General features: G+C 63.4%; 14 protein-coding genes. 9 read left to right on the forward strand and 5 right to left on the reverse strand.

Features of this window, described 5'->3' with window-relative positions:
- Nucleotides 1–17: 17 nt before the first annotated feature.
- On the forward strand, nucleotides 18–1,031 hold the full coding sequence (locus tag ACDK93_RS05320; RefSeq protein ID WP_458071563.1) for a sensor histidine kinase: 1,014 nt from the start codon (nucleotides 18–20) through the stop codon (nucleotides 1,029–1,031).
- 53 nt (nucleotides 1,032–1,084) lie between these two features.
- Here the strand turns inward: ACDK93_RS05320 and ACDK93_RS05325 are convergent, their stop codons facing one another.
- The 4 genes from ACDK93_RS05325 to ACDK93_RS05340 all read right to left on the reverse strand — a co-directional run bounded on the left by ACDK93_RS05325 (nucleotide 1,085) and on the right by ACDK93_RS05340 (nucleotide 6,177).
- Nucleotides 1,085–2,443, reverse strand: coding sequence for a 3-oxoacid CoA-transferase (locus tag ACDK93_RS05325; RefSeq protein ID WP_458071564.1), 1,359 nt, complete (start codon nucleotides 2,441–2,443; stop codon nucleotides 1,085–1,087).
- Between the two features lie 113 nt (nucleotides 2,444–2,556).
- Nucleotides 2,557–3,189 (reverse strand): response regulator transcription factor, encoded by a 633-nt coding sequence (locus ACDK93_RS05330; protein ID WP_458071565.1) that lies wholly within the window; start codon nucleotides 3,187–3,189, stop codon nucleotides 2,557–2,559.
- A gap of 94 nt (nucleotides 3,190–3,283) precedes the next feature.
- Nucleotides 3,284–4,558: an ATP-binding protein gene (locus tag ACDK93_RS05335; RefSeq protein ID WP_458071566.1), complete on the reverse strand. Its 1,275-nt coding sequence runs from the start codon at nucleotides 4,556–4,558 to the stop codon at nucleotides 3,284–3,286.
- Nucleotides 4,559–4,623: 65 nt separating this feature from the next.
- The gene (locus ACDK93_RS05340) at nucleotides 4,624–6,177 is read right to left on the reverse strand and encodes a peptide MFS transporter (protein WP_458071567.1); all 1,554 of its coding nucleotides are present in this window, start codon (nucleotides 6,175–6,177) and stop codon (nucleotides 4,624–4,626) included.
- Between the two features lie 447 nt (nucleotides 6,178–6,624).
- Between ACDK93_RS05340 and ACDK93_RS05345 the strand changes: the two genes are divergently transcribed.
- The 4 genes from ACDK93_RS05345 (at nucleotide 6,625) to ACDK93_RS05360 (ending at nucleotide 9,118) form a co-directional block, all read left to right on the forward strand.
- Complete coding sequence (locus ACDK93_RS05345) at nucleotides 6,625–6,996, forward strand: diacylglycerol kinase (protein ID WP_458071568.1); 372 nt, start codon at nucleotides 6,625–6,627, stop codon at nucleotides 6,994–6,996.
- A 108-nt stretch (nucleotides 6,997–7,104) separates the two neighbouring features.
- Nucleotides 7,105–7,725 carry a LemA family protein gene (locus ACDK93_RS05350; RefSeq protein WP_458071569.1) on the forward strand — a complete coding sequence of 207 codons (621 nt, stop codon included), beginning with the start codon at nucleotides 7,105–7,107 and terminating at the stop codon, nucleotides 7,723–7,725.
- 2 nt (nucleotides 7,726–7,727) lie between these two features.
- Complete coding sequence (locus tag ACDK93_RS05355; protein ID WP_458071570.1) at nucleotides 7,728–8,615, forward strand: TPM domain-containing protein; 888 nt, start codon at nucleotides 7,728–7,730, stop codon at nucleotides 8,613–8,615.
- Nucleotides 8,615–9,118: a TPM domain-containing protein gene (locus tag ACDK93_RS05360; protein ID WP_458071571.1), complete on the forward strand. Its 504-nt coding sequence runs from the start codon at nucleotides 8,615–8,617 to the stop codon at nucleotides 9,116–9,118. Before ACDK93_RS05355 ends, ACDK93_RS05360 begins: the two co-directional genes overlap by 1 nt.
- Before the next feature lie 57 nt (nucleotides 9,119–9,175).
- Here ACDK93_RS05360 and ACDK93_RS05365 read toward each other — a convergent pair whose 3' ends face one another.
- On the reverse strand, nucleotides 9,176–11,110 hold the full coding sequence (locus tag ACDK93_RS05365) for an alpha/beta hydrolase family protein (protein ID WP_458071572.1): 1,935 nt from the start codon (nucleotides 11,108–11,110) through the stop codon (nucleotides 9,176–9,178).
- Nucleotides 11,111–11,295: 185 nt separating this feature from the next.
- Between ACDK93_RS05365 and lgt the strand changes: the two genes are divergently transcribed.
- The 4 genes from lgt (at nucleotide 11,296) to ACDK93_RS05385 (ending at nucleotide 14,559) form a co-directional block, all read left to right on the forward strand.
- Nucleotides 11,296–12,186, forward strand: a complete 891-nt coding sequence (lgt, locus tag ACDK93_RS05370) for a prolipoprotein diacylglyceryl transferase (protein WP_458071573.1) — start codon at nucleotides 11,296–11,298, stop codon at nucleotides 12,184–12,186.
- A gap of 2 nt (nucleotides 12,187–12,188) precedes the next feature.
- Nucleotides 12,189–12,983, forward strand: a complete 795-nt coding sequence (locus ACDK93_RS05375; protein ID WP_458071574.1) for a thymidylate synthase — start codon at nucleotides 12,189–12,191, stop codon at nucleotides 12,981–12,983.
- 106 nt (nucleotides 12,984–13,089) lie between these two features.
- A complete protein-coding gene (locus ACDK93_RS05380; protein WP_179477428.1) occupies nucleotides 13,090–13,578 on the forward strand; it encodes a dihydrofolate reductase in 489 nt (162 codons plus the stop codon).
- A gap of 51 nt (nucleotides 13,579–13,629) precedes the next feature.
- Entirely contained in the window at nucleotides 13,630–14,559 is a 930-nt protein-coding gene (locus tag ACDK93_RS05385; RefSeq protein WP_458071575.1) for a Nudix family hydrolase, read from the forward strand.

The raw sequence follows: 14,559 nt of genomic DNA on the forward strand, positions 1-14,559 counted from the left end.
CCACGATGGTCAATTAGATGACAAGCAAGGCCGACGCCGTACCAACGTTCCGCACCGGCGCCTTCAAGCGCCGGATTGCGTGGGTGTTTACGCTGCAGATGGTTGCGGTGGTAATCACCTGCGTGATGGGTGCTTACAACGTCGCGCCGCTGGCCGCGGTGCTGGCGGTCATCGTGATCGTTATCGCGCTGGGGTTTATGGCTACGCAGCGGGAGTGGCGTCCGATCAGCTCGCTGGCGATGGCGATCGCCACCTGGGACGAGTCCGGCGGCGACTCGGATTCTCTCAGTCCTGACAAGCTTGCACGCGGCACCGATGCGGACATTGCCCAGCTGCACAAGGGCCTGCACGGTCTGTTGAGCCGCATTTCCGATTACAACCAGCGCGAGCGCAACTTCACCCGCGACGCCAGCCACGAGCTGCGCAGCCCGCTTACCGTGATCAAGATGTCGATCGACATGCTGGCCGACGAGGAAAACCTCAGCGACTTCGGCGAGCGCTCGGTGCGCCGTATCCAGCGCGCCACGCGCGAGATGGAGACGGTGGTCGATGCCCTGCTGATCCTTGCACGCGAAGCCGACACCGGCGTGGACAGCGAGCGTTTCGTGGTCAACGACGTGCTGGTGCATGAGCTCGACGCCGCGCGCATGCTGCTCGCGGGTCGACCGATCGAACTCGAACTGGAAGAGCCCGCACGCTTTGCCCTGCAGGGTTCACGCCGCGTGTTTTCGGTGCTGTGCTGGCAACTGATCCGCAATGCCTGTCAGCAGACCGAACAGGGACGCGTCGTGATCACCGTGCTGCCCGGTGCGGTGACGGTGAGCAACCACGCCGATCCGAACCCCGCCAGCGTCGCCGCACATCCGGTGCGCGTGTTCGGCGCCGACAGACATGGTTTCGAGCTGGCCATCGCGCAGCGGATCAGCGACCGGTTCTCCTGGCCGCTGGAGCTGCAGACGAAGCCGGGGCAGGAAAACGTCGCGCGCATCCGTTTCCCGAAGCCCTTGCCTGCGGAACCCGTCGAAGCCTGAGCAGCACGCCTCGCTGCGCGTGCCGTCTACACGCGCAGTGATCTTGTGGTGGCTTAGCGCTGCAAGTCCGGGGCAACGGTGAAACTACAACCGGTCTTCTGCTTCACCTCGTCAACGGTCACGCCGTCGTTCAACTCGATCAGCGTCAGCCCCTGACCTTTGGCGACTTCGAACACGCACAGGTCGGTGATGATCAAATCGACCACCTGCTTGCCGGTGAGCGGCAGCTCGCACGCCTCGCGGATTTTCGGCGTGCCGTCTTTGGCGTTGTGTTCCATCAGCACCACCACGCGCTTCACGCCGCTGACCAGATCCATCGCGCCGCCCGGACCTTTGACCATCTTGCCCGGCACCATCCAGTTGGCCAGATCGCCGGTGGCAGAGACTTCAAGCCCACCGAGAATCGACAGGTCGATATGGCCGCCACGTATCATCGCGAACGAATCGGCGCTGGAGAAAAAGCTCGAGCCCGGCAGGGTGGTGATGGTCTGCTTGCCGGCGTTGATCAGGTCGGGATCGACATTCGCCTCGTCGGGAAACGGGCCGATGCCGAGCAGGCCGTTTTCCGACTGCAGCGTGACGTCGATGCCATTGGGAATGAAGTTGGCCACCAGGGTCGGAATGCCGATGCCCAGATTGACGTAGAAGCCGTCGCGCAGTTCTTTGGCGGCACGCTTGGCCATCGCCGTGCGCACCGGGCTTTCCTTGCCGGTGTTGGCGCCGGCCACTGTACGGAATTCGATACGCTTCTCGTATTTCTCGCCCTGGATGATGCGGTCGACGTAGATGCCCGGCACGTGGATGTTGTCCGGATCGAGCTCACCCACGGCAACCAGATGCTCGACCTCGGCCACGCAGACCTTGCCGCAGGTGGCGATCATCGGATTAAAGTTGCGTGCGGTTTCGCGAAACAGAAGATTGCCGTGTGCGTCGCCCTTCCACGCCTTGACGATCGACAGGTCGGCATGGATCGCTTCCTCCAGCACGTACTCCTTGTCGCGGAATAACTTGGTCTCCTTGCCCTCGGCCAGCTTGGTACCGAAACCGGTGCGCGTGTAGAAACCGGGAATGCCCGCGCCGCCGGCGCGCAGCTTCTCGGCCAGCGTGCCCTGCGGCGTCAAATGCAGCTCCAGCTCGCCGGCCAGTACCTGACGCTCGAACTCCTTGTTTTCGCCCACGTACGAGGCGTAAACGCGCTTCACCTGATGTGTCTTCAGCAGTGGACCCATGCCGAAGTCGTCCACGCCGGCGTTGTTGCCGACAATGGTCAGCTCCTTGGTGCCGGCAGCGAGCAGCGCGCCGATCAGGTTCTCCGGAATACCGCACAGGCCAAAACCGCCGGCGGCGATGGTCATGCCATCAACCAGTAGTCCTTCGAGGGCGGCTGCCGCCGTTGCAAACACCTTGTCCATTGCCGGTTCCTGCAGTTGAGTCAGCTGCCTAGGATACGACGGATTGATCGGTGGTCAGTGGAGTCTTTCCGGATATGGGGTGAGCAGAAGTTTTCGTGGTCGGCCCCCGACGTTCAGTCTTCCCGCTCCGGTCTCTCACGCACAGGATGTTTGCTCAGCTTGCGCTGCAGGGTGCGGCGATGCATGCCGAGGCGGCGGGCGGTTTCGGAGATGTTGCCGTCGCATTCGGTGAGCACGCGCTGGATGTGTTCCCACTCGAGTCGGCGCAGAGCGAGTGGCGCTTCGGGCGCGTCGGGCGGATCGCTTTCCTCACCATCGGCGTTGTCGCCGTCGAGCAGGGCGCGGACGACGGCGTCGGCGTCTACCGGCTTGGCCAGGTAGTCATGTGCGCCGCGCTTGATCGCTTCCACGGCGGTAGCGATCGAGGCGTAGCCGGTCAGCAGAAGCACGCGGATATCGGGTACCAGCGCGTGCAGTTCGGGAATCAGGCGCAGGCCGTTTTCCTCGCCCAGCTTGAGATCGAGCACGCAGTAGCGCGGATGGTGCCGGCGTGAGAGCGCGCGCGCTTCATCGAAGTTGGTAGCGGTGAGCACTTCGAATCCGCGCGAGGCCAGCGCCCGCGCCAGCACGCGCACGAAAGTGGCGTCATCGTCGATCAGCAGCAGAGGCCGGGTGATCGTTGCGGGGGCCAACGCAGCGGTGCCCGATGCGGCGGCGTTCGGTGCGAGGTTGGCGGAATCATTCATGGCGTCGCTTCTTTCAGGCGGATCAGTGCCTATTGTGTACTTATGTGGCGTCGCTTTCACGTCGTCGCCCTCATCACCCAGGCAAAACAGCCATTCAGCGGTCGGCGATCACCGCCAGCGGCAGGCGCAGGCACATCTCCGCGCCGTGTTCGGTGTTGCCGGCGATCAGCTCGCCGTTGAGGCGCTCGGCGGTGGCTTCTGCCAAAGCAAGGCCAATACCCAGGCCGGTCTGCTTCTGCGAATCGCCGATCAGGGCCAGTTCGCCGGTGACGGCAAAGCCCGGGCCGTTGTCGCGCACGCACAGCTGCAGCCAGCTGCCCTCACGCACCACGATCAGCGCGACCAGCTGCGAATTGCGGCTGGCAGAGGCGTCCGCCGCGTTGTTGAGCAGGTTGAGCAGCGCGTGCCGCAGGCCGGGCGGGGTGCGCAGCACGGTGCGCGCGGTATTGTCGTCCAGCACCAGCGAAACATCCGCTTCCGGCCGCAGCAGCTGGAAGCGCTCCAGGCAGCCGTGGATGAACTGGGCGACCGTCAATCGCTCCGGTTCCTGCGACAGCTGCGCCTTGCCGAAGGCGACCATCTCCCGAAGAATTGTGCGGCAGCGGTTGACCTGATCCTGCAGCAGCAGCAGATCTTCGGACAGAAGCTGGTCGGCCGCGTAGTCGCGGCGCAGCTCCGGCAGCAGGGTCAGCATGGTCGACAGCGGCGTGTTGAGTTCGTGCGCCGCGCCGGCCGCCTGTGTGGCAATGGCCAGAATGCCCTCATCGCGCAGCGCACGCTCGCGCACCCGCTGCACCTCGGTCTGCTGCAGGCGCAGGGCGTGCGATAGCCGGTTGATGAAAAAGCCGAGCAGCAGCGCGCTGATCAGCAGGTTCACGCCGGTGCCGGCCTCATTCAATGTGAGGCGGCCGTGCGCGTTGTCGTGCATCGGCATCGGCAATGCAACGTGCCAGTTCAGCAAAATCACGTACACGATGCCCGCCAGCGCAGACACTGTCAGCAGCGCTCGTGCTGATAACGCCGCGGCGCTCAGCGCAATGGGAACCAGCAATAGCGTGATGAATGGGTTGCTCGCGCCGCCGGTGAAATACAGCAGGTAGCCGAGCACCAGCATGTCTGCGGCAACATGGCCGACCGTTTCCCACTCGCGCATCGGCGAGGGCTGGCTCAGACGCCACGCCGCAAACACCGCAAACACGGCCAGCAGGCCCACGCCGACCAGCAGCGGCAGGAGTGGAATTTGCAGATGCAGCCACCACGCGCAGAAAAGCACGGCGACGCTCTGCCCGGCAATGGCGCAGATGCGCAACCACGCCAGCATGCGCGTGAGTGCGTATGGGCCGATGCGCTGGGCTGGACGTCGCGTCATGGCTTCCTCTTAAAGGGTGCGGCGTCCGGCAGAACCCGCCGCGCGAGCGGCGGGCGGGTCGGGCATCAGGCGCGGTTGTCGAACTCTTCGCTGTGAACGGCGGGCAGCGGATGATGGTTGACCGCCGGGTCGGAATGGCTGGCCGAGAGCCGGTTCATGATCGGCAGCATGACCAGCGCGATCACCACGCAGGCGATGCCGACAAAGCCGAGCTTGTTGAACAGGCTCACGTAGATCGCCAGCGACTGAACCGGATCGGTGATGTTGTCGGGGATATGCGCCGCGTTGGCTACCATGCTGCCCAGATACTGCGACAGGCCGACGGCGACGTAGTATGCACCCATCATGAAGCCGCCCATGCGCGAGGGCACGTAGCGCGCGATCATCGCCAGCCCCAGGCCACTGACCAGCATTTCACCCAGCGAGTACCAGCCGTAGCCCCATACCATCGTCCACGACGACACCTGACCATTGACCGCCGAGTGCGCGCCCAGGCCGTACATGAAAAATCCGACCGCGACGGCGGCGAAGCCCAGCGCAAATTTGAACGCGATGGACGGGTCCTTGCCGACGCGGCCGAGCGTGTTGTAGATCAGCACGAGAATCGGGCTGAGGATCACGATCCAGATGGCGTTGAGGTTCTGGAACTGCTCCGGAATCCAGGTGAAAAGGTGCGTGCCGAACAGGTCGAACGACAAGTTCACGTTGTGCTGTGCAAATAGGTTCAGCGACGTCGCCATCTGCGAGTAGAAGATGAAGAAGAAGATCGTCTGTACCGTCAGCACCAGCGCGGCGATCAGACCGGCGCGCTCGTTCTTCTGGCTGCTGCGGATCAGGTGCGCGAACACAAACAGAATGATCACGCCGGCGGTATACACGCAGGCTCTGGCGACCGCCTGGCTCTGCAGGATGAAGGCGACGACGAAGACCAGCACGATGCCTGCCGCGAAAACGGGCAGAGCGCGGCGAAGATCCATCGGGCGCTCATCTGCCGGCGAGCCGATATGCGCCAGCGCGCGGCGCATGAACACGTAATTGATCAGGCCCAGGATCAGGCCGATCGAGCAGACGCCGAAGGCCGTATGCCAGCCCATGTCGTCGCCGTACTTCGCGCTGACCACGTTGCGAATCCACGGCGTCAGCGTCATCGAGATCATCGAGCCGATGTTCACCGCCATGTAGTAGATGGTGAACGCACTGTCGATGCGGGTTTCGTCGCCCTCGTAAATCTTGCGCACCAGGTTGCCCGCGTTCGGCTTGAAGAAACCGTTGCCGACGACGATGACGCCCAGCGCGCAATACACCATGTACGGGTTGTTGGTGGGAATCCACAGCATCGCGTAGCCCAGCGCCAGCACGGTGGCACCGATTAGCATGGTGCGGCGCGTGCCGAGCAGCTTGTCGCCGACCCAGCCGCCGATGGCGGGCGTGGCGTAAATCAGTGCAGCCGCTGCGCCCCAGACCAGGTTGGCCTTGGTGTCGACGAAGCCGAGCTTCTTCATCAGGAAGGTGACCATCAGCACCTGCATGCCGTAGAAGCCGAAGCGCTCCCACATTTCAATCAGGAAGACGGCGCTGAAGGAGCGGTTTTGCGAAACGGGCGGATTCTGAAGTGCCATGGAGTTTCCGTGCGTGATTCGAATACGTGGTTCTGGCCCCGGCGCTGCCGCGGCATCCCCTGTGCGAAGCGACCTTGGGACGAATTACATCCGCCGAAGCGTAACCCATTCGCCATTTTGACGTCGCAGCACTGCAGCATGCGTATGTATGACCGGCACGCGCCTGTACGGGCTTGCTCCCGCGGGCCCGCGCCCTGCGGCGAATCGTGTGCTTCGACGCTTGTGGCATCATTGGGTGCTGCCTTTATTGACTAAAGCGGGGCCGATTCGCCGCTCGCCGCCTCTAAGAACCGCTGGAACCAGGGACCGTATGTGTCGTCACGTTGATCTTTGCGCTCACCGCTTCGCGCCCAGCGCTTGCCGGGGTGACCGACGCCAGGGGCCTTTGGCGGGGCGCCCGCACTGTCGAGCCGTCGCCGTTTCGCTCCCCCTGGTCGAGGTCGACTGATGGCGGCCGAGGGGTTTCGCGGTCCCCGGCAGCTCTGGATGGCTTTCCAGTGGTCGATGAAGGGCTTCCGCGCGGGCTGGCGGCACGAGGCGTCATTTCGGCTAGAGGCGTGCCTTGCCATCGCGCTGATTCCGCTCGGCCTGTGGCTGGGCAACGGCGCGCTGGAGAAGCTGGCGCTGGTGTTTCCGCCGATGCTGGTGCTGTCGGCCGAGCTGCTCAACTCGGCCATCGAGGCGGTGGTCGACAAGGTCAGTCCCGAATTCCATGAGCTGGCCGGCCGTGCCAAGGACATGGGCTCGGCGGCGGTCTTCGTGCTGCTGGTGCTGGTCGTGCTGAGCTGGGGTTTGATCCTGCTGCCGCGCTGGTTCTGACTGGCGCAGCCGCCTGCAACCGGTTTCGGCAATCCCGGCGCAGCAATTTATTGCGTCTGCGCAGCAGGGGTGCTGCAATGGTGCCCTATCCGGAACGGGAAATTTTCGATGAAAACCTTGCGCGCACTCGTGCTTTTGCTGGTCCTCGGCGGCCTCTCGGGCTGCGGCTACAACGCCATGCAGCGGCAGGACGAGGCGGTCAAGCAGGCCTGGTCCGAAGTGCTGAACCAGTACCAGCGGCGCGCCGATCTGGTGCCGAACCTGGTCAATACGGTGAAGGGCTACGCGCAGCACGAAGAAAAGGTCTTCGTCGAGGTGACCAACGCGCGCGCCAAGGTCGGTAGCCTGCAGGTCAATGCCGACACGATTAACGATCCGGAAAAGCTGAAGCAGTTCCAGGCCGCGCAGGGCGAGCTGGGCGGCGCGCTGTCGCGGCTGATGGTGGTCAGCGAAAACTATCCGCAGCTGAAGGCCGACGGTCTGTTCCAGAACCTGCAGGCGCAGCTCGAAGGCACCGAAAACCGGGTGACCGTGGCGCGGAACCGCTACATCCAGTCGGTGGCCGACTACAACTCGATGATCCGCACGTTTCCGAACAACCTCACCGCCAAAATGTTTGGCTATACGATCAAGCCGAATTTCAGCGTGGACAACGAGAAGGCCATTTCCACGGCGCCCACCGTGGACTTTGGCGGCAGCACGCCAGCGCCCGCCGCTTCGGCACATTGACCATGCACCGGCGGCTGTCGCGCCTGCTGTGGATAGCGGCGATGTCGCTGCTGTCGCCGGTTTTGCTGCACGCGGCCGATGCGCCGGCGCCCCAGCTCACCCGTCACGTCACCGACCTCACCGGCACGCTCAGCGCGCAGCAGGTCGATCAGCTGGATGCGCAGCTGGTATCGCTGGAAAAGACCAAGGGCGCCCAGCTCGTGGTGCTGATGGTCGGCACCACCGAGCCGCAGGACATCGAGGCTTACTCGCTGGCCGTGGCCGAGGCCAACAAGATCGGCCGCAAGGGAACCGATGACGGCGTGCTGCTGCTGGTAGCCAAGAACAATCGGCATGTGCGCATCGAAGTGGGCTATGGGCTGGAAGGCGCGATTCCCGATGCCGCCACGGCGCGCATCATCCGCGAATACATCGCGCCGAAATTCCGCAGCAACGATTATTTCGGCGGTATCAGCGACGCGGTCGGTGCGCTGACCCAGCTGATCAACGGCGAGCCGCTGCCGCCGCCGGTGCAGGGCAATGAAGAGCCGCAGCGCCGCGGTCTGGGGCTGCAGCATGGTCTGGTGATGGGTCTGTTTCTGGCGCTGTTTCTGCGCAGCGTGCTCGGTCGTGCCAGTGGCTGGGTGCGGGCGCCGATCGGCGCGCTGGTAACCGGCGGCCTGCTGTGGCTGCTGGTGTCGACCGGCGCCGGCATTATCGGCGCGCTGATGGGCGGCATTCTCATGCTGCTGCCGGGCGGCGGTGGCGGCGGCTTTATCGGCGGCGGTGGTTGGGGTGGATTTGGCGGCGGTGGGTTCGGCTCCGGCGGTGGCGGCGGCAGCTTTGGCGGCGGTGGCTTCAGCGGCGGCGGCGGCAGTTTCGGCGGCGGCGGTTCGTCGGGGAGCTGGTGATGGCGAGATTGCAGCGGCTGCTCACCAACCTGTTCGGCCCGTGGTTCGCCATTCGCCGGCGTTTTCCCGAGCCGCTGCTGGAGGAGATGACTGCGGCTATCGCCGACGGGGAACGCAGCCATCTGGGCGAAGTGCGGTTTGCGGTCGAGTCCCGGTTGTCGCCCTGGACGGTGCTTGAAGGCGTCGACGCCGAGCTGCGCGCACGCCAGGTGTTCGGCCAGCTTCAGGTCTGGGATACCGAGCACAATACCGGCGTACTGTTCTATGTGCTGATGGCCGAAAAGCGCATCGAGATCGTCGCCGACCGCGGCATTGCCAGGTGCGTTGCGCAGTCCGAATGGGACGAAATCTGCGCCGGTATGCGCGACAACTACGCCAGCGGACGCTGGCGGCAAGGCAGCCTGGCCGGCATCGCTGCCGCCCACGCGCTGCTGCGGCGTCACTTTCCCATTGACGGCAGGGAAAATCCCGACGAGCTGCCGGATCGACCGGTACTGCTCTGATGCCGAACAAAATGGCCGACCCTAGCGCGGCCATTTTGTTCGGCATCAACGATGCGCTCAGGCGCCCTTGCCTATGTATTTTTCCAGAAACGCCTGCAGTCGAGTGTAGAGCTCGATGTTGTTTTTCTCGTCGTAGAAACCGTGGCCCTCGCCGGGCTTGCTCATCCATTCATACTGTTTGTGGGCTGCATCGAGAGCGGCGCGCATCGCTTTCGCCTGGGCGAACGGCGCGCGCTGGTCGTCCTCACCGTGGATCAAAAACACCGGTACATTGATCTGATCGGCCAGCTTGTCCGGCGAGTTGGCTGCGAGGTCGGCGGGGTCATCCCCCATTTCAACACGCAGTGCGTTGCGACCGAGCTCGCTCTCCTGGGTGTCGCCTTTCGTGTATCGCATGGCCATGTCGTAGATGCCGGCATAGCCGACCGCGCACTTGAACATGCCAGGTGCGCGGATCACCGCCATCATGGCCGAGTAGCCGCCGAAACTGCCGCCGAACACGCAGATGCGATTTGGATCGGCATATTTCTCCCCGATCGCCCATTTCACGCCATCGATCAGGTCTTGCTGAATGCCGGTACCCCATTGGCGGTAACCGGCCCTGATGAAATCGTTGCCCCGTCCACTTGAGCCGCGAAAATTCACCTGCAGGACCAGATAGCCACGATTGGCCAGAAACTGCGCCTCGTTGTCGTAGTGCCAATCGTCCTGCACGCCGATGGGACCGCCGTGCGGCAGCAGGACCATGGGCAGATTCTTTTCGGGGGCGCCCTTTGGAAAGGTCAGGATGGCTTCCAGTTCGTTGCCACTGCTGGCCTTGAAACGGAGCGGACGTCGTTCGGCCATTTTGGCCGGGTCGATCCATGGAGCCACGTCAAAAAGCTTACGTACCTTGTAGGTGTGCGTGTCGATCAGATAGTAGGCACCCGGATCGCGGTCACTGCTGATCCCGAACAGCAGCTGGCCGCCGTCTTCGCTGTAGTTGATGAAGTGAACGGATTCACCGGGAAACTTCAGGCTGAGGGCCATGTGCAGCTTTGCGTCATCCATATTGGGGTCGATGTAGCTGACCTTGGGAAGCCCGGTGGCAGGCACCGTGGCGAAAGGCCGGTGCGGCAGCGCGGTCCATTCGATGCCGCCGATGCTGCTGGAATCGTCCTTGGCGAGAAATTTGCGGTTGCCGCCATTTTCGTCCTCTTCGACCAGGGCAGTCGGGCCACCTTCAAGGGCGTAGGTGGCATAGATGCGCTGGTGGTCGGGCGTGAAGTCGAGCGGCACAAAGCTTCGACCCATCTCCGCGGTGTTCATCTGACCCCAGCCATTGCCCTCGCGGTGATAGACGACGTATTTGTAGTCGTTATTTATGCCGTAGGCAAAGTGGGCTTTGCCGTCAGCGCCAACCATGAAGTCCATGTCGGCGACGCCGATGTTGCCGATCAGAAGACGTTTGTTGGCAGTGGCGTCGACATCGTAGAGCGAGCTCTCGCGGTCGGCGTTCCATGCATGGGTTGTCATGTAGAAGTGGTTGTTTGCCGGTTCCGGCCGGCCGTCGTATTCGGCATAACCCTCGTCATGATTTCGCGTGCCCCCGCGGCTGCCGCCGCCCTGGTAACCGTACAGGTAGTCCTGATGTTTGCCGTTGACGTCTGTGGCAATGATCTCGCCGGTCAGCACGGGCCTGTCGAGCGAGCCGAATTTCTGGCCCTTCATGATCACCAGACGGGTCGTGCTGACCCAATAGAAACTCGCCGGCAGCTCGTATTTCGGCATCTTCAGCATGCTTACCGGTGCGCTCATGTCGGAAATCTTGTAGACGACCAGCGAGTGCTGGCCGCCGTCATCATCCACGCGCAGCGCCAGATACTGTCCATCCGGCGACAGGCGCGGCAGCGACAGCTGGGCGTGTTTTGCGAAATCCTCTACCGGCAGCAGGTCTGCTGCCGCTCCCACGGCGGGTAGCAGCAAGCACAGAGCGGCCAGCAAGGCCCTCATTCTTTGAGCAAGCATCCATGTCCCCTTATGGCTGACTAAACGTAACCGTGTGCGTGGCGAATGTTTCCCCAACCCTCGCCACCATTGGCGCCGAGTCTAGTCAAGCCGGGGCACGGCTGACAATGGCGCTGCAACGAGGGTAGGCGTCCCGCTAAACTGGGCACTCACCACACCCCGGTTTGCCCATGACCCAGCCTTTTATCGTTCAGTTCAACCCGGTGGCCTTCGGCCTGGGGCCTATCCAGGTGCACTGGTACGGGCTGATGTACCTGCTGGGATTTCTGGCGGTGGCGCTTCTGGGCGAATATCGCCGTCGGCGCGGTCGACTGCCGGTGAGTCGCGAGACGCTGGGCGATCTTTTTTTCTACGGCATGATGGGTGTGATCGTCGGCGGCCGGGTCTGGTACATGCTGTTCTACTATGCGGGCGGCCCGCGCTGGATCTGGACAGAGCCGCTGGCGTTGTTCAAGGTGTGGGACGGCGGCATGAGCTTCCACGGTGGTCTGTTGGGCGTGCTGGCGGCCGGCTGGTGGTGGTCGCGTCGCCAGGGGCTGCATTTTTTCGACACCATCGACTTCGTGGCACCGCTCGTGCCCATTGGCCTGGGCCTGGGGCGACTGGGCAACTTCATCAACGGCGAGCTGTGGGGCAAGCCGACCACGCTGGCGTGGGGCATGATCTTCCCCAATGCGCGACCGGATGACGTCGCGTATGCCGAGAGTCACCCGGCCTGGCTGCCGTCGTTGCAGCAGTTTGGCGGTCTGCCGCGTCATCCGTCCGAGCTGTACGAGATGGCCCTGGAGGGTGCGGTGCTGTTTGTGGTGATCTGGCTGGTGTCGCTGAAGCCTCGGCCGCGCTATTTGATCTCGGGTCTGTTCGCCCTGCTGTACGGCTGTTTCCGCATTGCGGTGGAATTCCTGCGACTGCCGGATCCGCAGCTCGGCTATCTGGCCTTTGGCTGGGTGACGATGGGCCAGCTGCAGTCGCTGCCGCTGGTCGTCATCGGGCTATGGCTGATCATGCTGTCGCGCCGCGCGCCCACGCTGCCGCTGGCTGCCGTTCCGGCGAAGGCCTGATCATGCGTCCCTATCTCGATCTCCTGCGGCACGTGCTTGAGCACGGCACCGAGAAATCCGATCGCACCGGCACGGGTACACGCAGCGTGTTCGGCTGGCAGATGCGCTTCGATCTGGCGCAGGGTTTTCCGCTGGTAACGACGAAAAAGCTGCACCTCAAATCCATCGTGCACGAGCTGATCTGGTTCCTGCGCGGCGACACCAATATCGCCTACCTGAAAGAAAACGGCGTGCGCATCTGGGATGAATGGGCGGATGCCGACGGCAACCTGGGCCCGGTATACGGGCAGCAGTGGCGCGCCTGGCCGACGGCGGACGGTGGCGTGGTCGACCAGATCGCCTGGGTCATCGACGAGATCAAGCGCAGCCCCGATTCGCGCCGCCTGATAGTCAGCGCGTGGAACGTCGGCGAGCTGCCAAAAATGGCCTTGCTGCCGTGTCATAGCCTGTTCCAGTTCTACGTCGCCGACGCCAGGCTCAGCTGTCAGCTATACCAGCGCTCGGGCGATATTTTTCTCGGCGTGCCATTCAACATCGCCAGTTATGCGCTGCTGACGCACATGGTGGCCCAGGTATGCGGGCTGGGCGTAGGCGATTTCGTGCACACGCTGGGCGATGCCCACCTGTACAACAACCACGTCGAACAGGCGCAGCTGCAGTTAACGCGCGAGCCTCACCCGCTTCCCACGCTGCGGCTCAATCCCGAGGTGCGTTCGATCTTCGATTTTCGCTACGAGGACGTGGCGATCGAAAATTACGTCTCTCATCCGGCGATCAAGGGCGCGGTAGCCGTCTGACCGGCGCCACGGAGCCGGCAACGCGCCGGCCTGCTAAGATGCGTCGCCGCCGGCACTGACCCCCATGGTCAGGAGCCCCCACTGATCATGCTGCCCAAGGAATTTCATGGCTATTTCGTTGATTGCCGCGCTGGATGAGAACTTCGCCATTGGCCTGAAGGGAGAGCTGCCGTGGCATCTGCCCGACGATCTGCGCTGGTTCAAGCAGCTGACCACCGGCAAGAACGTGCTGATGGGTTACAACACCGCCATTTCCATCGGCCGCGCGCTGCCGGATCGCGTCAACATGGTGCTTTCGCGCCGCCATGAGGCGCCGTTTCCGGGCCAGATCACCGTGCGCTCGGTGGAGGAGGCGCTGGCGCGCACCGATCAGACCGGCCTGATGGTGATCGGCGGCGGTCAGGTATTCGCCGAGGCCTTGCCGATGGCTCGCCGCATGTATCTGACCTGGGTGAGCGCGGCGATCAACGGCGCGGATACGTTTTTCCCGGGTACGCATTTCAGCGAGTGGACTGAAGTGTCGCGCGTGCATCACAAAGCCGACGCCGAGCATGCCTATGATTTCGACATGGTCGAGTATCTGCGCAGCAACTGATCGCCGCGCCGTTTTCGTCCCGGTCGCGCAGCGCCTGCCGCCATGCATGTAATGGCTGGCCTGATGATCGATGGCGAAGGGCGCGTGCTGCTGGCCGAGCGGCCGCAGGGGAAACACCTTGCCGGCTTCTGGGAATTTCCCGGCGGCAAGCTGGAGGCGGGTGAGTTGCCAATCGATGCGCTTGCCCGCGAACTGCGCGAAGAGCTGGGCATCGAGATTCAGTCTGCCCAGCCGCTGATTCGCGTGCCGTGGACCTACGACGATCGTTGTCTCATGCTGGATGCGTGGCGCGTCGACGGGTGGCTGGGAACGCCGCAGTCGCTGGAAGGGCAGGCGCTGCAATGGTGCTATCCCATGTCGATCGATCCAGAGGGCATGACGCCGGCAGATCGGCCGATCCTGCAGGCGCTGAGGCTTCCGGCGATTTATGCGGTGACGCCTGCAGACGTGACGCTCGATCAGCGCGAGGTTTGGCTGGAGCGGATCAGTGCCGCATTCGCGCGGGGCATGCGCCTGCTGCAACTGCACCTGCCACTTTGGTCCGCCGAATCCGTTCGCGAACTCGCGCAGGATTTGTTGCCCGCCGCTCAAGCGCACCATGGGCAGCTGGTGCTCGATGGCGATATCGAGGGCGCCCGCATGTTGGGCATCGGTGTTCAGCTCGACATCCAAAACTGCACGCGTTTAACGGAACGGCCGTTGCCATGGACCCAGCTCATTGGCGTGAGTTGTCAGGATGCATCGCAACTGGCCATGGCCACCCGGATGCGAGCGGATTTTGCGACCCTGCCTTTGGACAGCAACCTTGTCACGGGTTCGGGTGTCGACCCGCGAAAAGCCTGGTCGTCCTTTCGATCGGCAGCGCAAGGCGCGTCGTTGCCTGTGTACGCCGTGGGCGAGCTCTGTCCGATGGATATGAATCAGACAAGGCGCAATGGCGCTCAGGGCATCGTGATGGCCATCGCATGGTGGTCGCGCTGA

The organism is Rhodanobacter sp. BL-MT-08 (assembly GCF_054161255.1).

Bases quoted from the DNA above. Each gene is read 5' to 3' on its own strand.
- ACDK93_RS05375 (WP_458071574.1), top strand. From the start codon at position 12,189: ATGCGTCCCTATCTCGATCTCCTGCGGCACGTGCTTGAGCACGGCACC.
- ACDK93_RS05380 (WP_179477428.1), top strand. From the start codon at position 13,090: ATGGCTATTTCGTTGATTGCCGCGCTGGATGAGAACTTCGCCATTGGC.
- ACDK93_RS05355 (WP_458071570.1), top strand. From the start codon at position 7,728: ATGCACCGGCGGCTGTCGCGCCTGCTGTGGATAGCGGCGATGTCGCTG.
- ACDK93_RS05365 (WP_458071572.1), bottom strand. From the start codon at position 11,110: ATGAGGGCCTTGCTGGCCGCTCTGTGCTTGCTGCTACCCGCCGTGGGA.
- ACDK93_RS05385 (WP_458071575.1), top strand. From the start codon at position 13,630: ATGGCTGGCCTGATGATCGATGGCGAAGGGCGCGTGCTGCTGGCCGAG.
- ACDK93_RS05330 (WP_458071565.1), bottom strand. From the start codon at position 3,189: ATGAATGATTCCGCCAACCTCGCACCGAACGCCGCCGCATCGGGCACC.
- ACDK93_RS05340 (WP_458071567.1), bottom strand. From the start codon at position 6,177: ATGGCACTTCAGAATCCGCCCGTTTCGCAAAACCGCTCCTTCAGCGCC.
- ACDK93_RS05325 (WP_458071564.1), bottom strand. From the start codon at position 2,443: ATGGACAAGGTGTTTGCAACGGCGGCAGCCGCCCTCGAAGGACTACTG.
- ACDK93_RS05320 (WP_458071563.1), top strand. From the start codon at position 18: ATGACAAGCAAGGCCGACGCCGTACCAACGTTCCGCACCGGCGCCTTC.
- lgt (WP_458071573.1), top strand. From the start codon at position 11,296: ATGACCCAGCCTTTTATCGTTCAGTTCAACCCGGTGGCCTTCGGCCTG.
- ACDK93_RS05345 (WP_458071568.1), top strand. From the start codon at position 6,625: ATGGCGGCCGAGGGGTTTCGCGGTCCCCGGCAGCTCTGGATGGCTTTC.
- ACDK93_RS05335 (WP_458071566.1), bottom strand. From the start codon at position 4,558: ATGACGCGACGTCCAGCCCAGCGCATCGGCCCATACGCACTCACGCGC.
- ACDK93_RS05350 (WP_458071569.1), top strand. From the start codon at position 7,105: ATGAAAACCTTGCGCGCACTCGTGCTTTTGCTGGTCCTCGGCGGCCTC.
- ACDK93_RS05360 (WP_458071571.1), top strand. From the start codon at position 8,615: ATGGCGAGATTGCAGCGGCTGCTCACCAACCTGTTCGGCCCGTGGTTC.